Source organism: Vibrio sp. FF266 (genome assembly GCF_041439695.1).
Classification (GTDB): Bacteria; Pseudomonadota; Gammaproteobacteria; order Enterobacterales; family Vibrionaceae; genus Vibrio; species Vibrio tasmaniensis_A.
On sequence record NZ_JBGOOO010000006.1, the window covers coordinates 101,826 to 127,543 of the forward strand.

Annotated in this window: 17 protein-coding genes; 15 read left to right on the plus strand and 2 right to left on the minus strand. The window is 42.8% G+C overall.

Going from position 1 to position 25,718, the window contains the following annotated elements; all coding sequences use genetic code 11:
* Window positions 1–426: 426 nt before the first annotated feature.
* From ACED59_RS07150 to ACED59_RS07185, 8 genes are all read left to right on the plus strand, one after another.
* Window positions 427–2,157, plus strand: a complete 1,731-nt coding sequence (locus tag ACED59_RS07150) for a DEAD/DEAH box helicase (protein ID WP_371704823.1) — start codon at window positions 427–429, stop codon at window positions 2,155–2,157.
* Window positions 2,157–4,145 carry a UvrD-helicase domain-containing protein gene (locus ACED59_RS07155; RefSeq protein ID WP_017097457.1) on the plus strand — a complete coding sequence of 663 codons (1,989 nt, stop codon included), beginning with the start codon at window positions 2,157–2,159 and terminating at the stop codon, window positions 4,143–4,145. Before ACED59_RS07150 ends, ACED59_RS07155 begins: the two co-directional genes overlap by 1 nt.
* A gap of 128 nt (window positions 4,146–4,273) precedes the next feature.
* On the plus strand, window positions 4,274–5,920 hold the full coding sequence (locus ACED59_RS07160; RefSeq protein ID WP_017097456.1) for a class I SAM-dependent DNA methyltransferase: 1,647 nt from the start codon (window positions 4,274–4,276) through the stop codon (window positions 5,918–5,920).
* Window positions 5,921–5,936: 16 nt separating this feature from the next.
* Window positions 5,937–7,163, plus strand: a complete 1,227-nt coding sequence (locus tag ACED59_RS07165; protein WP_371704824.1) for a restriction endonuclease subunit S — start codon at window positions 5,937–5,939, stop codon at window positions 7,161–7,163.
* 261 nt (window positions 7,164–7,424) lie between these two features.
* The gene (locus ACED59_RS07170; RefSeq protein ID WP_017097455.1) at window positions 7,425–10,736 is read left to right on the plus strand and encodes a type I restriction endonuclease subunit R; all 3,312 of its coding nucleotides are present in this window, start codon (window positions 7,425–7,427) and stop codon (window positions 10,734–10,736) included.
* Between the two features lie 65 nt (window positions 10,737–10,801).
* Window positions 10,802–12,361, plus strand: coding sequence for a hypothetical protein (locus ACED59_RS07175; RefSeq protein WP_017097454.1), 1,560 nt, complete (start codon window positions 10,802–10,804; stop codon window positions 12,359–12,361).
* A gap of 2 nt (window positions 12,362–12,363) precedes the next feature.
* Window positions 12,364–13,074, plus strand: coding sequence for an OmpA family protein (locus ACED59_RS07180; protein WP_009846879.1), 711 nt, complete (start codon window positions 12,364–12,366; stop codon window positions 13,072–13,074).
* On the plus strand, window positions 13,074–13,922 hold the full coding sequence (locus ACED59_RS07185; RefSeq protein WP_009846878.1) for an HNH endonuclease: 849 nt from the start codon (window positions 13,074–13,076) through the stop codon (window positions 13,920–13,922). The genes ACED59_RS07180 and ACED59_RS07185 overlap by 1 nt, the downstream gene beginning before the upstream one ends.
* Window positions 13,923–14,134: 212 nt before the next feature.
* Here the strand turns inward: ACED59_RS07185 and ACED59_RS07190 are convergent, their stop codons facing one another.
* The gene (locus ACED59_RS07190; protein WP_009846877.1) at window positions 14,135–15,394 is read right to left on the minus strand and encodes an adenylosuccinate synthase; all 1,260 of its coding nucleotides are present in this window, start codon (window positions 15,392–15,394) and stop codon (window positions 14,135–14,137) included.
* A gap of 119 nt (window positions 15,395–15,513) precedes the next feature.
* Between ACED59_RS07190 and ACED59_RS07195 the strand changes: the two genes are divergently transcribed.
* Together ACED59_RS07195 and ACED59_RS07200 are read left to right on the plus strand one after the other, a co-directional pair.
* The gene (locus ACED59_RS07195; protein WP_017097453.1) at window positions 15,514–16,425 is read left to right on the plus strand and encodes a LysR family transcriptional regulator; all 912 of its coding nucleotides are present in this window, start codon (window positions 15,514–15,516) and stop codon (window positions 16,423–16,425) included.
* 193 nt (window positions 16,426–16,618) lie between these two features.
* A complete protein-coding gene (locus ACED59_RS07200) occupies window positions 16,619–17,533 on the plus strand; it encodes a LysR family transcriptional regulator (protein WP_017097452.1) in 915 nt (304 codons plus the stop codon).
* Window positions 17,534–17,600: 67 nt separating this feature from the next.
* On the opposite strand, the gene ACED59_RS07205 is transcribed toward ACED59_RS07200, so the two are convergent.
* A complete protein-coding gene (locus tag ACED59_RS07205; protein ID WP_032499727.1) occupies window positions 17,601–19,118 on the minus strand; it encodes an arylsulfatase in 1,518 nt (505 codons plus the stop codon).
* A 373-nt stretch (window positions 19,119–19,491) separates the two neighbouring features.
* On the opposite strand from ACED59_RS07205, the gene dmeF reads away from it, so the two are divergent.
* From dmeF to ACED59_RS07230, 5 genes are all read left to right on the plus strand, one after another.
* On the plus strand, window positions 19,492–20,418 hold the full coding sequence (dmeF, locus tag ACED59_RS07210; protein ID WP_017097450.1) for a CDF family Co(II)/Ni(II) efflux transporter DmeF: 927 nt from the start codon (window positions 19,492–19,494) through the stop codon (window positions 20,416–20,418).
* Window positions 20,396–20,812 (plus strand): MarR family winged helix-turn-helix transcriptional regulator, encoded by a 417-nt coding sequence (locus tag ACED59_RS07215; protein WP_017097449.1) that lies wholly within the window; start codon window positions 20,396–20,398, stop codon window positions 20,810–20,812. The genes dmeF and ACED59_RS07215 overlap by 23 nt, the downstream gene beginning before the upstream one ends.
* A gap of 613 nt (window positions 20,813–21,425) precedes the next feature.
* On the plus strand, window positions 21,426–23,150 hold the full coding sequence (locus ACED59_RS07220) for a methyl-accepting chemotaxis protein (protein WP_032499726.1): 1,725 nt from the start codon (window positions 21,426–21,428) through the stop codon (window positions 23,148–23,150).
* 259 nt (window positions 23,151–23,409) lie between these two features.
* On the plus strand, window positions 23,410–24,408 hold the full coding sequence (locus ACED59_RS07225) for a hypothetical protein (RefSeq protein ID WP_017097447.1): 999 nt from the start codon (window positions 23,410–23,412) through the stop codon (window positions 24,406–24,408).
* Window positions 24,409–24,627: 219 nt separating this feature from the next.
* Window positions 24,628–25,548, plus strand: coding sequence for a LysR family transcriptional regulator (locus ACED59_RS07230; protein WP_029223872.1), 921 nt, complete (start codon window positions 24,628–24,630; stop codon window positions 25,546–25,548).
* The last annotated feature ends 170 nt before the right edge of the window (window positions 25,549–25,718 follow it).

Genomic DNA, 25,718 nt, shown 5'->3' on the forward strand with positions numbered 1-25,718 from the left:
TTAGTGTTCAGGAGGAGAATTCAGGTTAGATTCTTTTTAAGTAACACCAGAAGTAACATCTTAAAACTCTATTGTTTTAATTGTTATTCTAATCAAAAGGATAGGTGTGATAGTAGAGTCCAGTAGCGGCACCACATTATACGAAAGAGCCCACCTAGTGTGGGCTTTTTTGTGTCTGTAATTCCTCGTTGTATCAAGCTCTTAGTCATATTTTGGCTTCAAGAGAACCCATAGCACGTTGTAAAGTTCACCATTATCCAATGAAATATAGTTAATCTAAGCAGCGATCTACGTCTAGTAAGAGATGTAATTAACAGTTTCGTGAATGTGTAGTTGACGTGATGACCGTTCAAAAAATAAGGTTGGCTTATTCGTATTGATGAATATTCTCATTTTTGAGTACAAATTCACGTTGGTAAGCTAGGTATGGAACTCACTTCGGTATTAAAAGAACTACAAGCTTTTGTGTATGCAGAACATGAAGCTAGCATGGAAAAACTTCTAGAAACTTGGAAGAAACCTTTAGAAGAAAAACTATTAAAAGGCGAAACTCAACGAATAGAGTCAGTAAGATGTTCCGGGTCTAATCACCTGGAAGTCGTATTAGGTGATAACGAATCACGCTTTAGAGAAGGCGATATGATTTGCTTGCATCTTGGCGACCCAAGTAACCATAAAGTATTTGGTCAAGTAGCTATTGAAGCTGAAAACGATGGAGAATGGCTGCTCAAAGTCAAAGTAGATCAAAGCTTACTTCCACAATTAAGTGAAGGCTGTTATGCCGACCCCGCAGGCATGGACTTAAAACCGTTTTATGATAAAGCTTTGGCTGATGTAGCAACATCGAAAGTCGGCAGAGACGTATTGCTACCCATGCTTTCCGGACATTTAAATACGGGAACGATTTATGACGAAGACTTTGATGAGGCTGCGGATTATGCCGAATCTCGAGGATTAAATGAAAAACAGAGTGAAGCTGTTGGTATTGGTGTCGCATCTAAATACTTAGCGTGTATTCAAGGTCCTCCCGGAACGGGTAAAACAAAAGTTATTAGTATTATCGCCAAGCTTCTTGTAGAGGCAGGGCAAAGAGTTTTCATGACTTCTCATACCCACATGGCGATCAATAATGCGCTCAACAAAATTGTAGAGGAAGGGGTTCCTGTTGCAAAAGTTTGCGCGAGCGGCGGTAAGAAATCACTGAGTGACAAGGTTCAGCATTTTGAATACGCATCAAAATGGCAAGATATACCGGACACTGGGTATGTGATTGGTGCGACACCTTTTGCTACCTGTAGTGAGCGACTTGAAAGTTTTACATTCGACACCATTATTTTTGACGAAGCCAGCCAAATTACCGTTCCATTGGCGTTAATGGCAATGAGAAAAGGGTGTCGATTTGTATTCGTTGGAGATCATAAGCAGCTTCCTCCTGTGATACTTTCTCAATCCGTTCTTGAGGACAGTTCGGCTTTCTCTAAGATGATTCTTGGCAATGAAAAGGTTTCGGTATTGTTAAGCCAAACTTATCGGATGTCTCCAGCCTTAACTGAATGGCCTAGTAACTGTTATTACAAGGGCGAATTAGAATCGAAAAGACCACCAACGCTGTCATCATTTTCTTTACCTAAAAAACCTTACAAGTATTCCGACGTCCTCTCTAGCGCTCGACCTTCTGTATTTATCAAAACTCCAGGGGTCAATGCCCGAAGTGTAAATAGAAAAGAAGCGGTGTTAGTGGCCGATTTGATAACCGCGGCTGTTGAAGCGGGTCTACCTGCTGAAGAGATAGGTGTCGTTACACCGTTTCGGGGTCATGCCAAAGCTTTAAAGTCTTGCCTTCAGGATAAGTTGGGGATATTTGGATCAAAATTAGTGGTAACGGATACCGTGGAAAGGATGCAAGGCCAGGAGCGGGAAATGATTATAGTTTCATTTTGCTCCTCAGATCCGCAATACATTAGCGCTATTGCTGAATTCTTTTTTCAAGCGGAACGTCTCAATGTCGCCATTACTAGACCCCAGACTAAGTTGGTTATTGTAGGTCCCGAAATCCCAGAAGGCATGCTGCAACAGGTGGATGATCCTAAGGTCCGACAAAACATTGAAGATTATAAATCTCTGGTTCGTCACTGTTATAAGGTGGAAGTAGATTAATGGCACATATAGATACGATTACAGGCTTAGACCGCAAGCATCGACGTCATTTCAAAAAGGTATTCAATAAACTCAATGACGAATTTTTTATTCGTGAGTCATTATTAGAGTCTTTACAAGTTGCTCCTTGTATTATTGAGGGGCCTTGCAATAGTTGGGTGTTTGTTGGAGTCCATTCAGAGAAACCAGATAGTATTAGTCTTTCTAAATTGTTGAAGTTTAATGACTCGATGTTGACGTTAGGTTTAAAGCCTATTCAGTATCTAGCTGTCGTCGATAATATGATTGTGGAAGAAGAAAGTACTTTCCAAATTGACGGTTCTCTCCAAGTTAATACTTCTTTCTCTGATTATGTACAAATAATTGAGAACAAAACGTTTATTGAGCGTGGTGAAAAACTAATCCACGCCGCACTAACCGAGTTCACAATCGATTCACATTCACGAATCAAGCGCACGTTTTTTCCAGAGTCGGTTGTTCCCGCACAGTGTAGTACTCGTCGAGGAAAAGCCTCCGTAGACAATACCGCAAAGCTGCTCCCATTTTTTTTAGATTACGATCAAGAATTGGCTACTAGGCTAGATATGGTTGAGTCTGTCGATTCTGAAGAAGAAGGTCAGGAAGACATTTCAGTAAGGTTGATAAATGGGGTAGCTGGGAGTGGGAAAACTCTGATTTTAATTAATCGTGCAGTTTTGTATTGTAAAAAATACCCGGAAAAAAAGGTCCTTCTTGCGATACACAATAAGCCAGTGACGGAAGATATTAAATACAGGTTCGAAACCTGGCTTAAAGGTAAACCTGAGAACCTTGAAATTACCACCTTTCACTCGTTTGCGCTAAAGCAGTACAGTAAAAGCCATCAGCGTGTTAAGCCAGTATTTGGCGATGCGAATATGAAAGAAGAAAGGAAGACCGTTTTAAGTGATAAAAATGAAGCTTACACGCAACTATCGTTAACAGATGAGCAGATTTGGTCCGAACTAGAGTACATCAATGACTATTTAATTAAAGACAAAGAAGAGTACTTGGAATTCGATCGACAGGGTCGTGGGTTTGCACTACAAAAAAGTCAGCGAGAACATGTTTGGCAGCTATATGTTGATTTTTCTGCTCGGTTGTCGTCGGTTAAGAAATACCTACCGAGTTTGTATATTAAGGAAGTTGCGTTATCAGACAAACCTCTTGAACAGTTTGATCACATACTGCTTGATGAGGCTCAATTCTTCGCGCCATCTTGGTTACAATTAATTAAACGCTCATTGACGCCGGGAGGACAATTATTTATTTGTGCTGACCCTAACCAAGGTTTCTTAAAAAGCCGTTTAAGTTGGAAGAGCGTAGGTTTGAATGTTCGAGGGCGTACTAAGCGTTTGAATCATTCTTACAGAACGACTTATGAAATAATGGTCGCTGCTAACGCCCTGCTCGATGATCTCGAAGGAAGCCCCGAAGATTACGTGAAGCCTGACTATGAAAAAATGGCAAGAGGACACAAACCCCAGATTATATATTCTCGAAATGCTCAAGATGAGAAAAAGAGGTTTCTGAACGAACTCGCAGTCCTGGTGCTGTCGGGAACAGTTGCTCTTCATCAGATCATGGTTTTATGCAGCCCAGAGTATAATCCATGGGCGCTAAAGCAAGACATTGAAAAACGAATTGGTTCAAACAAGGTCATTAACTACAACAACTCCAAAGAGTTAGCGGATAACGTAGGCAGCAAAGTTAGGCTACTTAATATCAATAGTTGCACGGGTATGGAGTCTGGTACGGTGTTTGTTCTTGGCTGTGGTCAAATAATTAACCAGCCTAAAAATCTAGAGTTGAGCGATTCGGAAAGGGAAGAAGTACTGCAAGAATCAATGCGAAAACTTTATGTAGCAATGACTAGGGCTGGGCAAAAGTTAGTTGTTTTCAGTACTGAAGAGTTTCCAGTTAGCGTTGAAAAACATATTGAAATTACGGGAGAAGTTACCCAAGTTTAGTTGCAATTTATTTATCATAAGTAACTCTTAATCAATGCAAAAAGTCGCATTTACGATACAATACCACGCAATAAATCTTGGCTCCGCTGTTCAGAGCCAAGTCCTACATTATTCGAGTAATTAAGAACATGGCAAAAGCACCCGCTAACAAGAAACCCGCCTCAAAAGCTAAGCCTACGTCAAAAGCTAAAAAAGCGACCAAAGGCTTTGAAGAGACCCTTTGGGATACCGCTAATCAGCTGCGTGGCAGCGTTGAGTCATCTGAATACAAACACGTGGTATTAAGCCTTGTGTTCTTAAAGTTCATCAGCGATAAGTTTGAAGCGCGCCGTCAGAAGATGATAGACGACGGGCAAGAAGCTTTTGTTGAGATGAAAGAGTTCTACCAACAAGACAATATCTTCTTTTTACCAGAAGATGCGCGCTGGTCATTTGTTAAAGCGCGCGCTAAGCAAGATGATATCGCTATCATTATCGATACCGCTCTATCAACCATCGAAAAAAACAACCCAAGCTTGAAAGACGCTCTGCCAGACAACTACTTCTCGCGTCAAGGTTTGGAAGTGAAAAAGCTGGCGTCACTTATCGACAGCATTGAAAACATCGATACGCTGGCGAACGAATGCGACATGAGCGAAGAGGACTTAGTCGGTCGTGTTTATGAATACTTCCTAGGTAAGTTTGCAGCAACCGAAGGCAAAGGTGGTGGCGAGTTCTATACGCCTAAGTCAGTGGTAACACTATTAGCTGAAATGCTAGAACCTTTCCAAGGTAAAATCTACGACCCGGCTTGTGGCTCGGGCGGTATGTTTGTTCAGTCTTTAAAGTTCATTAAAGAGCACGAAGGGCGCACCAAAGATATTGCTATTTATGGCCAAGAGCTGACCTCGACCACTTATAAACTGGCGAAGATGAACTTAGCCATTCGCGGTTTATCGGGCAACTTGGGTGAGCGTGCAGCCGATACCTTCTTTGCTGACCAGCATAAAGACTTAAAAGCCGATTACATTATGGCTAACCCACCGTTTAACCTTAAAGGTTGGCGTAATGAAGCCGAGTTAACCGATGATGCGCGCTTTGCTGGCTACCGTACACCGCCAACAGGTAATGCCAACTACGGTTGGATTTTGCACATGCTCTCGAAGCTAAGCGAAACAGGCACAGCAGGCTTTGTTTTGGCGAACGGCTCAATGAGTTCAAGCACGTCCGGTGAAGGTGAGATCCGTCAGCAGCTAATCGAGAACGATCGCGTTGAATGTATGATCGCTTTGCCGGGGCAGCTGTTCTTTACTACGCAGATCCCTGTGTGCATTTGGTTTATCACTAAAGACAAAACCGAAAATACCACCAAAGGTTTCCGTAACCGCCAAAAAGAGACTTTGTTTATTGATGCCCGTGAAATGGGCGCCATGATTAGCCGCACCAACAAAGAGTTGACTAAAGACGATATTGCGCTGATTGCTGACACTTACCATGCATGGCGCTGTGATGAAGCAGAACTTAAAGCGCGTATTGAACGTGGCGATGGCAAAGTAGAGAAGTATGAAGACAAAGCAGGTTTTAGCAAATCAGCGACCATTGCTGATATCAAGGCTAACGATTTTGTATTGACTCCGGGGCGCTATGTTGGCGCAGCTGACATAGAAGATGATGGCATTCCGTTTGAAACCAAGATGAGTGAGCTTTCACAAACCTTATACAGCCAAATGAATCAATCTCAAGAGCTGAATAAAGCGATTCGTCGTAACTTGGAGGTGTTGGGTTATGGGGAGTGAGTGGATACAGTCAGAGTTGGGTGATGTCATTGAACTCAAACGTGGATATGACCTTCCGAAAACAAAGCGAATTGATGGAAATGTACCTGTTATTTCTTCCTCTGGTCATTCCGGTTTTCACAATGAAGTGAAAATAAAATCGCCAGGTGTTGTAACTGGTCGATATGGCACGATTGGGCAGGTTTTTTATATAGAAGAAGATTTTTGGCCTTTAAATACAACGCTTTATGTAAAGGATTTTAAAGGGAATGATCCATTATTTATCTATTACTATTTGAAGACCGTATCTTATAAAGACTATACGGACAAAGGTGCTGTACCCGGGGTAAATAGGAATGATCTTCATAGGGCTAAAGTACTTTTACCCAAGTGTCCTAAATACCAGAATAAGCTAGCTATTCATTTACGAGATTTGGATAGAAAAATCACCCTCAACAACCAAATCAACCAAACCCTAGAGCAAATGGCACAAGCGCTGTTCAAATCTTGGTTTGTCGATTTTGATCCAGTTAAAGCTAAAATGAATGGTGCACAGCCAAAAGGGATGGATGCGCCTTTTCTTTTAAAAGAAGTTGCCTCGCTTTTCCCAGAAAAGCTCGTTGAGTCTGAACTGGGTTTGATTCCTGAAGGTTGGAGTCAGGGCGTGATTGCAGATATTGCCAAACTAAATGCGAAGTCATGGACAAAGAAAAACCAACCCGAACAAGTTCACTATGTTGACCTAGCAAACACAAAAAATGGTGTAATTGAAACAGTCACAAGTTATGACTTCAGTGAAGCGCCATCACGAGCGAGAAGAATCTTGAACTCTGGGGATACCATTGTTGGCACTGTACGTCCGGGAAATCGATCTTTTGCATTTATCGGTGATACAGAACAACCACTTACAGGTAGCACAGGCTTCGCTGTTTTATCGCCAAAAGAAGAGTGTTGGACATCGTTTGTTTACCTAGCTACTACCAATGATGACTCTATTGACGAGTACGCTCGTCTAGCTGATGGTGGAGCATACCCTGCTATTAAGCCTGTAGTTGTTGCTGACACTCCATGTGTAATCCCTACAAAGGATGTTGCGCAAAAATTCTGGCAGCTTACTGAAGCTATGTTGAAGAAAGCTCATCAAAATCGCCTTGAGAATGAGGTGCTGGCTAAGCTACGTGACACTCTACTTCCTAAATTGCTTTCCGGCGAAATCGACTTAGAAAACCTGCAAGTAGAACAAGCTAAAGCACTAGCAGAGTAACCTTTCGTCATTCCAGAAAGTGAGGGACGAACTTATCAGGAATCTCGTTTTTGGTGGTGATGAAAAGCGAGATCTCAGATACCTCGTCCCTCGGTTCTGAGATGACGAAGGCGAGGTTCTAAGCTGACGAAGGTGAAGTCCTAAGGTGACGAATCAAACACACCTCAGATGACAGAACAAAACTGATTTGCGCCAAAAACAAACTCAAATAACTCAATCTAGAAAACAACAAACAACGTCAAACAGCAGTAGGAAAAGGCGATGAGCTTAAAATTTACTGAAGCCAAACTCGAACAGGCCATTATTGAGCTATTAGGTGAGCAAGGCTACCCACACGTAGTGGGTGAACAAATAGCGCGTGAAGACAAAGAGCAAGTACTCATTGTCGATGACTTACGACGCTACCTTGCCAAGCAGTACCGAGGCGATGGTATAACCGAGAGCGAAATCGACACAATTGTCCGTATGATCTCAACGTTGCCTGCCAGTGATTTGTACCATAGCAATAAAACCTTCTGCCAATGGCTAACCAATGGCTTCTTGTTTAAGCGTGAAGATCGCTCAAAGAAAGACCTCTATATTGAGTTAATCGATACAAGACATTTGGTACAAGCCTTACGCCTTATGTTTGTGCCGTTGCTAGAGAATAAATCTAAACCAGACAACTCTGATAGAAAAGTTGCTGAAGGTAACGTTACGTACTTAGAAACAAATCGGTTAGAAGCGACTGACACCAATATCTATAAAATCGTTAACCAGCTAGAGATTGAAGGTGTCGATGAACAAGTTCGAATCCCTGATGGCATCCTTTATGTGAACGGCTTGCCGCTGGTGGTGTTTGAATTCAAAAGTGCCGTGCGAGAGAAAGACGCGACCATTTTTGATGCATGGAAGCAAATCTGTGTGCGTTATCGCCGTGATATTCCCAAGCTGTTCGTCTACAACGCGATGTGCATCATCAGTGATGGTGTGAACAACAAAATGGGTAACCTGTTTGCGCCGTATGAGTTCTTCTACGCATGGCGCAAAGTAACGGGCAACGAGTCTACCGAAAAAGAGGGTATTAACTCCCTCTACACCATGATTGCCGGGTTGTTTAACCAAACTAGATTACTTGATGTGGTGAAGAACTTTGTCTTCTTCCCTGATACTTCTAAGAAAGAGATAAAAATCTGTTGTCGTTACCCGCAGTACTACGCAGCGCGAAAGCTTTACTACAACATCGACAAAGAACGTAAGCCATACGGTAGTGGTAAAGGCGGTACTTACTTTGGTGCAACAGGGTGTGGTAAGAGCTTTACCATGCAGTTTCTATCTCGCCTATTGATGAAAAGCATCGATTTTGAAAGCCCGACCATTGTACTTATTACCGACCGTAATGATCTCGATGATCAGCTTTCTAAACAGTTCTGTAATGCCTCTGATTACATTGGTGATGAGATGGTGGTGCCAGTTAAAAGCCGTCAAGATTTAAGAGATAAGCTACAAGGCATCAAGAGTGGTGGTGTGTTCCTGACTACCATCCACAAGTTCACCGAAGACATCGAATTGCTTTCAGAGCGTACAAACATCATCTGTATTTCTGATGAAGCGCACCGTTCACAGGTCAACCTTGATAAGAAAGTGGTGATCAAGTATCAAGATGGTGTAGCCGTCGATGTGAAAGAGACATACGGCTTTGCTAAGTATCTACATGATTCTCTACCAAGCGCGACTTACGTTGGTTTCACTGGAACACCAATAGATGCCACCCTTGATGTATTCGGTCATGCAGTAGACAGCTACACCATGACAGAATCGGTTAATGATGAAATTACGGTTCGTATTGTTTATGAAGGCCGAGCAGCTAAAGTCATTCTTGATAACAGCAAGCTAGAAGAGGTCGAGAAATACTACCAAGCGTGCGCAGAAGCGGGCACCAATGAACATCAGATAGAAGAGAGTAAGAAAGCTTCTGCCAATATGAACGCGATTCTTGGCGACCCTGACCGTATTGAAGCTTTGGCGAAAGACTTTGTTGAACATTATGAAGGGCGAGTTAAAGAAGGTTCTACGATAAAGGGCAAGGCGATGTTTGTCTGTGCGAGTCGTGAAATCGCGTTTGATTTTTATAAGCAAGTCAAAATCTTAAAGCCAGAATGGTTCGAGGAAAAGCTATCAATTGATGGTGCTCTTTCTGAAGGAGCGGAGCTGACTGAAAAAGAGAAAGAAGAGTTAAAGCCGCTTGCGATGGTGCAAATGGTGATGACGCGCGGTAAAGACGATGACCCTGATCAGTACAGCCTGCTAGGGACAAAGGAATATCGAAAATCGCTCGACCAGCAGTTTAAGAGTCCTAAGTCGAATTTCAAAATAGCTATTGTGGTCGATATGTGGCTAACAGGTTTTGACGTTCCTGAATTGGATACTATCTACATCGATAAGCCGTTGCAGAAACACAACCTGATTCAAACTATCTCACGTGTTAACCGTAAGTTTGAAGGCAAGGCGAAAGGGCTAGTTGTCGATTACATTGGTATCAAGTCGCGTATGAATCAAGCCTTAGCGATGTATTCAAAGGCTGATGAGACTAACTTTGAAGATATTCGCTTTTCCGTTATTGAGGTGAAGAACCATCTCGATCTGTTAAGACAGATGTTCCACAAGTTCGATACGTCCGGTTATTACACAGGAGAGCCGTGTAAGCAGCTAGAGTGCCTTAATCAGTCGGCAGAATACATCCTTCAAACCAAGAAAGGCGAAACCCGATTCATGGCTTTAGTGGGCCGTATGAAGGCGGCTTATGATGTTTGCTGTGGTAGTGAATTGTTATCTCAGCAAGAGCGTGACCAAATTCACTTCTATATCGCAGTACGCTCTATTATCTTTAAGCTAACCAAAGGTGATGCACCAGACACGGCACAAATGAATAAGCGTGTTCGAGAGTTAGTGGCAGAAGCACTCCGTGCCGATGGAGTAGAAGAGATCTTTACCATTGGTGATGAGCACGCCGAAGCTATCGATATTTTTGACGAAGATTACCTAGCTCGTATCAACAAGATTAAGTTGCCTAACACCAAGATTCAGTTGCTTCAAAAGCTACTAGAGAAGGCGATAAGTGACTTTAAAAAGGTCAACCAGCTACAAGGGATGAATTTCTCTAAGCGCTTCCAATCGCTGGTGGAGCAGTATAACGAACGTCGTGAAAATGATGTGTTGAATGGTGAGGAGTTCGATACCTTCTCTCAAGAAATGACCGACATTATCTTTGATATCGTGAAAGAAATGGGCTCGTTTGAAGACCTAGGCATCGACCTAGAAGAGAAAGCGTTCCTCGATATCTTAAATCACATGCGCAAGAAGTACGATTTCACTTACGACGATGACAAGATGCTCGAACTGGCGAAGGAGATGAAAACCACAGTAGACAATGTTGCCCAATATCCAGATTGGGCAGGGCGCGATGATATCAAAGCCAAGTTGAAAGTGGATTTAATCTTACTGCTACACAAATACGGCTTCCCACCAGTCGCCAATGATGATGTATACAAAGGCGTGCTAGAGCAGGCTGAGAATTATAAGAAGAATGGGTGATAACTAGTCACCCACTAAGAATGGAGCATTTCTAGCTCTAAACGTTAATTTGGCAAGGATGTATTATGTTTACAGAGTTCTTATCGAGCCTCGATCCAAACACCGTATTAAAGGTGTCGTTTTTTATTTTGGGGGGGATATTTTTTCAGGGTCTTGTACTGATATTTAGGGAGAAGGCCTCTATTTTAGTTCGCCAGTTCCCAAGTCACCTGACTACAGGAGGTGTCTTTTTTACCTTTTTAGGAATTGCGATCGGACTACTTTCGTTTGATCCGAATAATCTAAATAATAGTATCTCTTCATTATTAGATGGCCTCAGCCTTGCTTTTTGGTCCAGTATTATTGGTATGCTAGGTTCAATAGTGTTGAAGGGGATCATTCATTTAAAGCTTGATAAAAATCGTAGTGTTGTCACAGCAAAGCAAATGCATCAGGTACTAAAAGAAGGAAACAAAAATAATGACTCTAGCCAAAATGCGATTTTGTCTGAGTTAAAAAAAATGACAAGAGCGACTGAGCAAGGAAATAAAGAGAGTCAACAGAGTTTCGACTTACTCAGCCAAGAATTACGCGACTTTTCCTCCTCTCTTTCACAGCAAACTTCTCAGCAAATTGCTGAGTCGTTAAATGAAGCGATTAAAGATTTTAACAAAGGGCTTGTTGGACAGTTTGGTTCAAATTTCCAAAGGCTCGATGATTCGGTTGTAAAGCTACTCGAATGGCAAAGTAACTATAAACAACAAGTGGCGCAACTGACGGATGCATTTGAGAGCGCTGTCGAGAGTGTAAGTGCGACAGAAGTAGCGCTAGAGAATATTGCATCACACACTCAAGTCATACCGAGTGCGATGAGCAACTTAGAGAATACGACGGGTGTCTGGCAGAACCAATTGAATGAACTAGACGAGCGGATATCCGTATTTGCTGAAATGCGTCAACATGCACTTTCCGCTATACCTGATATTGAGGGGAAGATGGATGAATTGTGCAAAACAGTCAATAGCTCTTTAGACAAGGTGTGTACTAGCATGGAAAGTGGTGCTCGTTCAGCTTCTTCTACTTTGCAAAACAATGCGAAACAGCTTAGTAGTGATTTTTCAAATGTTTCTAATGAGATAAAGGGTGAAATTAACGATGCGCATAGGCAAGTAGCGACGATTAGTCACGAGTTCTCTTCAGCTGCTGAGTCGATTAAGAATACGCTAAAAGATTCGGTTGATGATCTAAATAGCCAGCTGAGTTCATTAGTTAAAGGTACAAAGAGTGATGTTAAGAACATTGGTGACACATTAGTACACGTTGACAAAGAACTTATGAAAAAGCATCGAGAACAGCTTTCCAAAAGTAGCGACTTTGCAAGTGAGCATCACGAGTTGTTAATTGAGCAAATCAAACAGTTAGTGGAGATGCAAACCAAATCTGCGTTAAAAGTGGGTGAGCACATCAATCAAAGTTTGCTTGATAACTCAAAGGAGTTTGAGCAAGGGATTCAGGATAAGCTGAGTCGAGTGTTGACGGATTTAGGTAGTGGTTTGGTTCAAATTACTCAGCAATTTTCTGAAAACTATCGCCAATATGAGCAAGAATTCACTCGTAAAAGTATTGAACATGAAGAGATGGTATAGCCATGCATCAAGATTTATTTAGTCCAGACGCAGAAAGTTCAGAATCGAGTCATTGGCTCTCGGTATCTGATCTAATGGCAGGTTTGATGGTGATCTTCTTGCTTATTAGTGTCGCCTTGATGAATCGTATTGATGTGGAAAAACGCGTGATAAAGGCAATGGACATAACTATTAGTGAAGCCCAAGTTCGTATTCACCAAGCTCTAGAAAAGGAATTCACGCAAGATTTCGATAAATGGCAAGTGGAGCTTGCGGCGGATAAATCGCTTAGTATTGATTTTTATGCTAAACCCTATCACTTTGTATCTTCAGAATCCGAATTATCTCCCGCGTTACTGAGTACTCTGAAAGTGTTCTTCCCTCGTTACATTAATGTGCTAGAGCAATACCAAGATGATATTCAAGCAATTCAGATTGAAGGACATACTTCTTCTTATTGGGAGGGTTTGAACTCATTTGAGGCATACAAACAGAATATGATGTTATCTCAGAATAGAGCGAGTGCTGTATTCGAAAAGGTAGTGAACTTTGACGGGATATTGGAGCAGCATGGCAGTTGGGTGATGAAAAAGCTCGCGGCATTAGGTTATGGGCCTGCTCAACTGCGTTTTCATGCAACTGGTAAAGAAGATTCAAGTCGTTCTCGAAGAGTGTCATTTAAGGTCATAACTAAATCGGAAATCAAAGCCAAAGAGATTTTGGAGAAGCTATAATGCTGGATTTGGATTTGAGAGAGTTTAGTGCCCTCGTTGAAGGAATTACTTCTTCACCGCCCAAAAAGTTAGTATCGATAAGCTTTGAGCCTGTCGATTATTCGAGAGTATTAGAAAACTATCAGCACGCGCGAGTGATCGGAGAATTTGATAAAGAGGTTTCCGTTTACAACGACTTATTTCATTACGATGGACATGGAGTAATTGTTTATATAAAGGAGCATGTTGATCTGGAACTTGTAACTAAAGACCCCTATACGCATGGAAAAAAATACCATTTAACTAATTGCTCTACAGTCCAAATCGAAAAAAAACAGAATCGATTTGGTCGATTTGTTGCGTTGCAATATACCAACGAGCTTATGCCAATTTCTGATAGTAAGGGGAAACAAGCTGAAGCCATGCTTTGCGTGTGTAAGTCGTGTATGAGGGAGTTAAAATTCAGACCTTATTTGTTAGCGAAAGGTGAGAGTGAAAAGGAACGTATTTGTCGCGAGTTTGATCTTGTTGAGTTTTTAAAAAAGCGTGATTGCTACTTTCCCGATGAATATCTACCGATAAGGCTCGCTGAATACAGTTCATTCTCTTATGCGGGGAATTGGCGCGAGATGAGCATTAGCTATAGAGCGAGCCAGCAATACTGCTGTGAGCAATGTAGAGTCTCTTTAGTAACGCGTAAAACGTTGCTGCATACCCATCATATCGATGGTGTGAAGTCGAATAATTCTGTTAGAAATCTGATGGCACTTTGCAAGGAGTGCCACAGTAAACAACCTAACCACGGCAATATAAAGCTTTCAGAGGAAGAGTTGTCTGACCTGAAAGAACTAAGGTGCGCAAGTACTTAGGCCTTTCTAGTTGGTTTTATAAGAGGGTTGATGCGGACTTTTTAGTGAGGAAGTGCAAACTCTATGAATGCAGTGCCTATTTCGGCGACGTGTATAAAAAACTGTTAAATCGAGCTTTATCGTTCAGAAAAGTTAAAATTGGTGATACTTGATTTTTATCAATGAGTATTTCAGCCTAAACAACCGCTTTAGCTGAAATACTCGATAGAGCTCTAACCTCGAATGATCATTTGTTCGCGCTCTGGACCTACTGATACCATCACGATTGGCACGCCCATCAACTCTTCGATACGCGTAACGTAATCTTGTGCTGCTTGAGGAAGGCTCTCAAACGTGCGGCAGCCAGTGATGTCTTCATCCCAGCCAGCCATATCTTCATATACAGGCTTTAGTTCAGCCGTTTGTGGCCAAATCGGGTTTTCAGTGTGCTCACCAGAGTAAGCGGTACAGATCTTAAGTTCAGACAAACCAGACAGGCAATCAATCTTAGTCAGTGCGATTTCCGTTGCAGCTTGCAGGTCAACACCGTTGCGAGTTGCTACTGCGTCGAAGTAACCCATATCACGTGGGCGGCCTGTTGTTGCGCCGTATTCGTTAGAGCTTTCGCGGAAGCTATCTTGCTCTTCCATTGCAGTCACTAGCGTACCAGTACCTACAGATGAGCTGAACGATTTAGCCACAGCAATAACGCGCTCAGGGCGAAGGGCAGGTAAACCACTACCGATGCCTGCGTATGCAGCGGTTACATTTGAAGATGTCGTCCAAGGATATTCACCGTAAACAAGGTCGCGACCTGCCCCTAACTGAGCTTCGAACAGTAAGTTCGCGTCTTGCGATTGCAGTGCTTTAAGCGGCTCAGTTACGTTGCAAATGAATGGGCGCCAAGCTTTAGTCACTTCAAGTAACCATTCTGTCATTTCAGAAGCAGTCTGAGAGAAGTCACATTGTGGGTATAGCGCTTTAAGTTGAGGCATCTTCCAATCAAGTAAGAATTGAATGCGTTGCTCCAAAATTTCAGGTTGATTCAACCAGCCAACAAGAATGCCTTTCTTCATCACACGATCGCCGTAAGCGGGTGCAATACCTTGACGTGTTGAACCGTAAGCACCATCGCCTAAACGTTCTTCTTCAAGTGTGTCTTCAAGCGCGTGTAAAGGTAGACAAAGTGTCGCACGGTCTGAAATCGCCATTTTCACTTTGATGCCAGCTGCTTGTACTTCTGCAATCTCTTGAGTTAGCGCAGCAGGGCTGATCACCATGCCAGGGCCAAGAACTGCCGTACAATCAGGATTAAAAATACCACTAGGCAGTTGATGCAGTTTGAATGTACCGAAGTCGTTTACTACGGTATGGCCGGCATTGTTTCCGCCTTGAAAGCGAATGCTAGCAGAAGCTTGGTCTGCTAAAAAATCAACGATACGGCCTTTGCCTTCGTCGCCCCAGTTTGCGCCTACAACAACAATAGATGGCATAATTTTTCTCCTGACTGATTGAGAAATCATGTTAGGCCTACACAGTGGATAAGAGAAATTAATTATCTTTATTATCTTGATAAGGATTTCATATATCATGTAAAAAACCTGGGAGGGATATGATGCTCGATATTAATTTGTTGAAGACGTTTGTGACGCTAGCGGAATATAAGCATTTCGGAAAAGCAGCCAACGCACTGCATATGACACAACCCAATGTGAGTTTGCACCTAAAACAACTGGAACAACAAACACGCATCAAGTTGATAGAGCGAAGTCCGTTTCAACTGACTCAAGCAGGTGAAAGGTTACTAGAGACAAGTCAAAGAACATTACTCGAACTGCAGATTTGTCAGGCCGATCTCAACGCCATTAACGACCTTAAAATAGGCACGTTAACTATTGCCGTGAGCGACATCATCTCTCGATTCTTGCTAATTCGCCCGTTCCAGAATTTCAAAGCGCAGTATCCGGGTATCGACCTAACGCTACTGAACACTACGTCATCTCAAGCATCGAGTTTAGTTAAGAACGCTCAGGCGGATCTTGGTTTTGTGATTGCGAAAGAGCAACACAACGAGTCGCTCTATTTTACTAAGCTTCAAGAGCTTTCATGGTGTGCGTTAGGCGATGGCCTAGACATGCAATACTCTGATAGCAAGACAGGAAACGAGGTTAAAGGTGACGATATAGAGACAGAACTCACCTTGATTCTACTTGGCCACGATACGAGAACCCGTGACTTCATTGATGAAGGTTTACCAAGCCTTAATCTACCCAATCATAGAGTCATGGAAGTAGGGAGTGTCGATGCTCAAATCGACTGGGCAGAAGCTGGGTTTGGTGTCGCCATCATTCCTGAGTTTGCGATATCCACTAAGCAGCATTTGAAATCAAAAGTGACTCCATTAACCAACTTCTCTAGCACCAGCCTTGGCTATATCGTGAGGCAGAACCAAGTCTTGTCTAAAGCGACCAAGCAGTTATTAGGCTGGGTGAATGATGAGATTACTCTGTTACAAAACAAATAAACGCCATCACTGACTTTGAGTTACCTGAGCCTGCCAAGTCTGGGCTTTTTGTGTTCTGTTAATCATCGTTTCTAGCATGTTAATTTGTAGGTGACTTCCCCAAATAAAAGGGTCGCTAATGAAGTGCTTGGTTGATACGGTATAATTCAATGATATGAAAGTTAATTTAGTACGCTAGTTTGGTAAATAGAACATGAAAAACACTGATTTTAGTCTGATCCCGTATTTTGTTGTCATGATGGAAGAGCTCTCTATCTCGAATACCGCGAAACGTTTTGGCGTTACTCAACCCGCAATTAGTAAGGCGCTTAACCGACTAAAAGAAACCTATGATGATCCGTTGTTTGTGAAAACAAAGGAAGGTTATAGACCGAGCAGTTTTTGTTATGACATCTACCCTCAGATAAAACAGGCCTACGACGCCTTTGAATCGACTTTCCCGAGTAAGCGAAAGTTCGACCCAACAAAAATTGAAAGGTCGTTTAATGTCGCTTGTATTAGTGGGGCAACTTATTCATTGATGAAGCGTGTATCCGATATCCTCTATGCGGAAACGCCAGATATCGGTCTTCATATTGACCCTTACTATACCGCAGACATCGTTCTAGACCTTCGCCAACACCGATATGATTTGTGTATAGTCCATACGCCTATCAACGATCCGGCAATGGAATGTATTCAGCTCTCTAACGAACCTATGGTGGTTGCTTATGATAAAAACCACCCTAGATTAGCGGACGAGATTACGTTGGAAGAATACCTTGAAGAGAAGCATGTTCTTCATAGTATGTGGGATACCAAAGAATCGCCGTTAACCAAAACCAGTAAGTATGCGAAAAGTAGAAAGGTTGCACGAAAGGCGCCTGGCCCATTTGAAATGCTTGATATGGTAAGAGGGACGGATTGGCTTTGTATTAGTCAGAAATCGATACTTGAAAGGTATGGCTTGCTGGATGATTTTAAGCTGTCGCCTTTACCGTTTGAATCGGATCTTGGTACTGAATATCTGGTGTGGCACAAGAGTCGTAATGCAGATATGGCGCATTCATGGTTTAGAAAAAAGATTGTTGATGCCTCACAAAAAAAGCCCCAGTGGGGCTTTAATTAGTCAGTTATCTTTAATGGTCGTTAGCCGGGTTATCTAGCTGTTGCTCCGCTGTTTAACCCTTGCTCCGCTATTTGGCGTTTTGTGCTTGCATTTGCTGAATTAGCTTTTGCATTTTTAGCGTGTTGTAATTGATCTCTGCGGCACTGAAGCCTTGGCCTTGTTGCATTGGGTAATCGTTTAGAGAGCCCATGAACTTAATCACTTCTTGAGACATTGGTACGAATAACCACATGTTGTCTACCATCCAACGAGTGTACATACCAGATTCTTTCGCTGCGGTTTCAAACGGGTCCATACGTAGGTTTGTAATTGAAGCCCAAGCAGGAGCTTGACGGATAGCCGATTGCATTGTGCCTTCCATCATCGCGAAGCTTGCTTTCCAATCGTTCCAACGAAGCGCATTGAAGTCACCGTTTGCAGAGAAGTAGAAAATAGTTTCACGAGGTGATTTTTCTGCCTCTCCTTCAAAGTATGGCATGAAGTTCGAGCCATCTAGGTGAACACGCCAATCTTTATTATTTAAAGAAACACCTTCTTTAAGGTCTTCAACGATAGAGTCATTACCGGCCGCTGCCGCTAGTGTCGGTAACCAGTCTTCTTGAGACATTAGCGCATTAACCGCAGAGCCAGGTTCGATTACACCAGGCCATTTCACGATTTGTGGAACACGCATGCCGCCTTCGTAAGTTGTGCCTTTCTCACCGTGGAAAGGAGATGTACCGCCGTCAGGCCATGTAAACTTTTCTGCACCGTTATCGGTAGAAAGGATAACAATCGTGTTGTCTGCAACTTCTAAGCGTTCAAGAGTATCAAGCAACGCGCCGACGTTGTCGTCTAATTGAGCCATACCATCAGCGTAGATGCCTTGACCTGAAATGCCGCTGTAATGCTCGTTCAGACGAGTCCAAACGTGCATACGAGTCGAGTTGTACCAGATAAAGAACGGCTTATCTTCTTTTACAGATTTCTCCATGAACGTGATAGCCGCTTCGGTAAAGTCCTCATCGATGTTTTCCATACGAGCACGAGTCAGTGGACCTGTATCTTCGATTTTGCCATCAGAGGTTGCTTTGATAACGCCGCGAGGCCCGTAGTTCTTTCTGAATTCTGGGTCTTTTGGGTAAAAGTAGGTTTCAGGCTCTTCTTCCGCGTTTAAGTGGTAAAGGTTACCAAAGAACTCATCAAAACCATGGTTTGTAGGAAGGTGTTTGTCTTGATCGCCTAAGTGATTTTTACCGAATTGCGCAGTCGCGTAGCCTTCTTCTTTAAGAGCATCACCAATGGTAGGAGCCCAGTCAGGAATTCCGTGTGCAGAACCTGGCATACCGATAGTAAGTAGGCCGGTACGGAATGGGTGTTGCCCCGTCACGAACGAAGCACGGCCAGCCGTACAAGATTGTTGTGCGTACATATCCGTAAAAATAGCACCCTCGTTGGCAATACGGTCGATGTTCGGCGTTTCGTAGCCCATCATTCCACGGTTGTATGCGCTCGTGTTGTAGTAACCAAGATCATCTGCCCAGATAGCAAGAATGTTCGGTTGGTCTGCCGCAGCGACGCCTTGAGCAACGCTGAGTGCGCTCATTGCTAACACGGTTTTGGTTAATTTAGTCAAGGTAATGTCCTTTCTTTAGTTTCTATTTGTTTAGAAAGAAAATACCAATTTTGTATTAACTCAGAGGACTACTGGGTATGAATTCTAGTTACTTAGAAGAATAGTGGAGCCGTGATTAGGGCTAGTGTTTTACTCAAAATCAGAGACCTGCTCAGAGTTTATTTCTTGATTAAGTGAGCCTTATTGATTTTCGTCCCATTTCGAAAATCAAATTCGCCGTTGACAAAGTTTGATGATCAAACTAAATTTCAACCAATTGCTTTGATTGTCAAATTACTTGTCAATCAAAGGGCTTTTATTAACAACGATCATCTAACCGCAAACACCAGCTAAGGACGCCATTTTGAGTTTTCCAACACGTCATCAACACAACTTCTCTTCACACAATCAGCAAGGTGAAAAGCGTACTTTCTACGTTCTCTTGTTAACTATAATCACCATGGTTGTCGAGATCGTTGCGGGTACTATTTACGGCTCTATGGCGTTACTTGCCGATGGTTGGCACATGGGGACGCATGCTGCGGCGTTTGGCATCACCTTATTTGCATACCGATATGCGAAGAAACATGCCGAGAGCGAACGTTTCTCTTTTGGTACTGGCAAAGTCAGCGTGCTAGGGGGCTATACCAGCGCGATTGCGTTGGGGATTGTGGCATTGTTGATGCTGGTGGAATCGGTACATCGCTTGTTTAACCCACAAGCGATTCAGTTCAATGAAGCGATCATCGTTGCTTGTATTGGTTTAACCGTGAATGTAGTGAGTATGTTTTTACTCGGCGATCACCATCATGATCACGACAGCGACCATAATCATATGCATGGTGAGCACCATCATGACCATAACCTACGCGCAGCCTACATGCATGTGTTGGCGGATACGTTGACTTCACTGTTGGCCATTGTTGCGCTGCTGTTTGGTAAGTTTTACGGTTGGAACTGGTTAGATGCAGCAATGGGAATGGTTGGCGCATTTGTGATTGCTAAGTGGACGATGAACCTTATGAAACAAACCAGTCCAATCCTGCTTGATGAGAATATCCACCAAGATTATCGCGACTCAGTGACCGAAACCTTAACGCCTTATGCGTCGGTCACCGATTTCCATATGTGGAAGGTGAGTGGGCATCACTATTCAGCAGCAATTACTCTTGAATCAAACAGTGATAAAACCGTGTCTGAATATAAACAAATGCTCTCCAAGTTTGATAAGATTAATCATCTTACTCTTGAAGTGCATTCAAACGACCATGCGAAATATAGAACAGCTTAACCAAATACTGACTGAGTTCTACGATAAAATGTCTTCGTGGGAACAGTTTGTAGTCAAAGATACGGGTTACTCCCTGGCTCAAGTACACACTATTGAAGTACTTGGTATGCATGGCGCGTTAAGAATGAAAGAGCTCGCTGAAAAGCTGGGCATCACCACGGGTACATTGACCGTTCAAATCGAAAAGCTGGTTAAAGCCGAATTGATTGAACGCCATGAACATCCAACGGACCGTCGTGCAATCGTGGTTGCTCTAACTGATGAAGGGCAGAAGATTCACGTTCACCACAATCAGCTTCACTTGAACCTAGTTAATGAATTAACGCAAGACATCGAAGAAGATGAGAAAGCGGTATTACTAAAGTGCCTATCTAAGATGGTAAAAGCGTTTTAGTCAGCCTTAAGTTCGAACCCTAACTTATTAGCTGCAAAGCGATTGATTAAGAAATCTAAAAATGGGCCTGACTCGAATTGAGTAGGTTCATTTTTTCGCCGTTTTCTCTCGACTATACAATCACTAATCGATGGACTCACCGTTTCAAAAACAAGTCAAAACCTCCCAATATTGCTCTTCGTTCTTGCTCCGCTGATGAGCCAAAAAAATGTCATTCACAGCCATCAGATCAATGATTGCCCAAACTGTTTTAATTCAAAGCCTTAATAGCAAGGCGTTCGGCTATTTATACCCCGTCAAATATCTGTCTCTCAGTTTTATAATTCTATTAATGTACATGTAGCGAAAATGTGTTATTGATTGATCTGTCGTTAATGGGTTGGGTCTTCTTTGTTTGAATGTATTGATGATGTCACTACTGGCGGGCAGGGCCGCTGCAAAAACTCAACCCCATTACTGATAAAAAATCATAACAATAACTCGATCGCACTAGCCGTATATCCATGCTTTGATGCGATCAATTAGACACTTATAGTTAATTTAGTAAAGACGAGCCATGTATATGAATATAAAGAAAAAGCTCTATTCGTTGGGGGTGTTCTCCATCTTCGGCATGATTTCATTGTTGTTTACCACCTCTCAATTTGCGGACACCACCGCTAAAATGAGCGAAGCCAAACAAATTACCAAAGAACTTGAAGTGCGACTGCTCAACCTTCGTCGTAACGAGAAAGATTTCTTACTTCGCAGTGATCTGAAATACCTCGACAAGTTCGACGTAAATTACAAAAAATTCTTAGCGTCTGAATCTGAGCTTAATGCTGTGCTGAATGATCTGGGTTTGGCCAACAGTACGCATTTGCGTGAAGATATCGAAACGTACCACACAAGCTTTGTTAACCTTGTTAAAGCCAGCCAAGTGTATGGACTAGCACGAGACAAAGGCTTGTTAGGGGAATTTCATGCTGTACTCGATAACATCAGTGCCACCGCGAGTGCTGAACAAAAAATTGAGCTGTATCTCTTCAATGATCTGATCGAGAAGGGTGAGTTCGACCCAAGTGTTCTGTCTATTACTTCTAATGCGGGTGGCTCAGCTGCTTTGATAGAAGCAGCTCGTCAAGTCGTAGATCAGAAACGAGTGATAGGGTTAAAACATAACGAAGGGTTACTAGGGCAAGCGCGCACAGGTTCGCACGTTATCGAGACTCAATTCAAAGAATTCTCGGCCGTGTTAGATCAACAGGCACAGCAAGAGATGGATAAACTATCGCTGATCAACAACACCCTTTGCGTCACACTGTTAGTGGCGATCATTCTATTCAGCTGGTTAATCGTACGTTCAATCATCGGTAAGATTGAATCTCTACTTACTGTGATCCGTAATATTGTCGACTCGAACGACGTGTCTATTCGTGCGACGGAGAATGGCAAAGACGAACTCGGTAAGCTAGGCGAATACTTCAATCAACTGCTAGATCAGCTTGAAGGGTTGATAGCAACGTCTCAATCTAAGTCGCATCAGTTGACACAAAGTACGTCGAGCATGCATGACGAGCTTGAATCGGTCATCAAACAGTTCGAAGTTCAAGCAAACCACACCTCAACAATGACAACTTCAGTGCAAGAGATGGTACTGACTATTGGGGAGATATCAGAAAGTACATCGGTTGCCGCTGAAGGCGTTCATCAAGCGAAAGTGAATGCCGACAAAGGTCGTGAAGTGGTGGTTGATACCATCAATAACATTACCCAGTTGTCTGAACGCCTTTCAAGTAGCCAAGATTCGATTAGTTCTTTGAATCACCATGTCGATCAAATTGGTAGTGCCGTTAACATTATCCAAGGTATTGCGGAACAGACTAATTTATTGGCATTAAACGCAGCCATTGAAGCCGCTCGTGCTGGTGAGCAAGGTCGTGGCTTTGCCGTTGTTGCGGATGAAGTCCGAGCGTTAGCAAGCAGAACGCACCAATCAACCACTGAAATCACCAGTGTAGTCACTGCAATCCAGAGCCAAATGAATGCTTCTATGACAGAGATTGGCGAGTGTAATCAACAAGGCCAGCTGACACTTAAAGATTCAGAAGAACTGGATGCAAGCTTGCAACTGATCTTGAGTGATATGGAAAGCATTCAAGGCAACTCAGAACGTATTGCTTCAGCGATTGAAGAGCAGGGTGCCGTAATGACACAAGTGAGTGACTCAATTACTGAGTTGAATACCATCTCGAATGATAACAACGCTTCGGCGCAGCATTGCTTGGTCGAAGTCGATAAAGTAGCCGAGCAAGCGAACGATATGGACCAAGCGGTAGCGCAGTTCAAGACGTCATAAGACTTCTAGAGCAAGTTATAAACCAAATACGTTAAGTATTTGAAACCCAAGGCGTGAATTATTCGCGCCTTTTTTGTGCCTGAAGAATAGGCAAGTGCCTGAATCGATAGAAATAAGAATAAGGCATTACAAAATAGACTTAAGTATCTGTGGAATAAAACTAAAATAATGACAGACTAACGATGAACGAACGCATTGACGTGAGCCATATCTTTGGCGCGTTTCAAATAAACGTTAAATCTTACGGAAGAGGAACAGCATGCACTACGACGTATTCAATGGAGACGCAGACGGCATCATCGCGTTGCTACAACTGCGATTAAGTGAACCAAGAAAAAGCGTACTCGTTACCGGTGTAAAGCGTGATATTAAGTTGGTTTCTCAAGTTGCCAGTCAAATCATAGAGCCGGGCAATCCAAATGATGTCTCTTCCGTTACCGTTCTTGATGTGTCGATGGAGAAGAACCTGCCAGCATTGCACTCACTGTTAGATGCCAACATCGATGTGTTTTACTGCGATCACCATCGAACAGGGGACGTGCCAACCTCTGAGCATTTAGACACTCTGATAGACACCTCGGCAGAGAGTTGCACGAGTTTATTGATTAACCGGAAGCTAAATGGTGCACACGTAGCTTGGGCAATCGCGGCGGCCTTTGGTGATAATTTAAAAGTAGTGGCCGCACAGTTAGCTGATGAAAATGGATTCGAACAATCACAAATTGAGTTCTTAGAAGAGCTAGGCACCTTGGTTAATTACAACGGCTACGGCACATCATTGAGCGATCTACATTTCACGCCAGTTGAGCTCTACCAAACCCTTTATCAATATCCGAATCCGTTCGATCTTATGGATGACACAGACTCGGTGTTTTATCGACTACGAGCTGCTTACCAAAATGACCGCCAGCAACTATCAAACCTTGCCGCTGTTTATGAAAGTAAAGTCGCACGTGTGTTTGAACTGCCCGGTGAGACTTGGGCAAGACGTATCAGCGGTGTATTTGGCAATGAGATCGTGAATCAAGATCCAAACCGAGCGCAAGCAGTATTAACGAAAAACCAAGATGGCGAATCTTATACTGTTAGCCTAAGAGCACCACTATCCAATAGAACAGGCGCAGATGAAATTTGCTCTAGCTTTGTAACTGGTGGAGGAAGAAAAGCAGCGGCTGGCATTAATCAACTTAGCGAACTTGATAGAGGGAATTTCATTTCACTGTTGGACGCTTATTATTCGCCGAGTGTTGAGCGCTAACTAAAATAGTAGCGAGAGTGAATAGGGTAAAGAGAGGCCATTTGGCTTCTTTTTTTGTGTCTAAAGTCACCAAAATAAGCCTTTCAAAAACTTAGTTAGCATCAAATTCGGCACTTCACATTGTATGACATCAAAGTAAGAGTGATTATCAATTGTATTAATTTGGGGGAAACTGCACTATACGCATATTGAATCTTCAGTATATTGAATATCCTTATAATGAATCTTGCCCAGGTCGACCTTAACCTACTCGTTATTCTTAAACACCTTCTTGAAGAGAAGCACGTATCAAACACAGCCTTGGCGTTGGACATGAGCCAACCGACGGTGAGTCGTTCACTACAAAAACTACGAACGGTATTCAACGATGACTTGTTAGTCCGCGCAGCCTATGGTTATGAGTTAACCCCGAAAGCAGAAGTCATTAAGCAAGACCTCAACTCTGTGCTCACACGCCTTGAGAAATTGGTCCATGGAGACGTATTTGAACCGCAGACGAGTAATAGTACCGTTCGGTTCTTTGGCTTGGTTCCTCAGGTTTCACACCTTTTGCCAAAAGTCGTGGCACAAATCCGCCAACAAGCGCCGAATATGGTTGTCGATATCGACTCGATTCCTAAACGACACTTTGAACCTCTGTTATCAGGTGATGCGCACTTTGTATTGTCGACGCATGAACCATTAAGTTCTGAACAAAACCTGTATCGAATGTTCGTAATCAGTCGCGATTATCGGTTATTAATGAGCAAAGACCACCCTCTGGCGGATAAAGAGATCACCGTTGATGATTTATTGAGTAGCCAACTCGGCCAGATCTCACTGCAAGGGGATAAGAAGCTCTCGATTGAAAGTCGTTTCAAAGATTTGGGCTTGATCGATAAGCAGCGTCAGCTATCGATACCGATTCAACTGTCTAACTTTAACGTCGCTCCAGATATGGCTGAAGCGACCGATATCATCTTTCACCTGCCGACACCTTTTGCTCAACAAGCAGCAAAACAGAGAAACCTTGTTTGTAAACGCGTACCCAAAGCGATCAGGAGCCCATCAGAAGACGTATATCTCTACTGGCATAAACGTTTCCACAATGACCCTATGTGTCGTTGGATTCGTGAACTATTTAAAGAGACATACTCCTAAATTATCTGGCACATGAATGTTACTGGCTTAATGCTAATGAATTGAATATATGTTGCCTGCATTATTTGATAGGTGAATAATCATAATGAATTTTCAGCATGAAACTTTCGTTGATTGGAGTGATAACTGGTTGTTTAATGCAAACCATTATCATTACTAATTACATATAA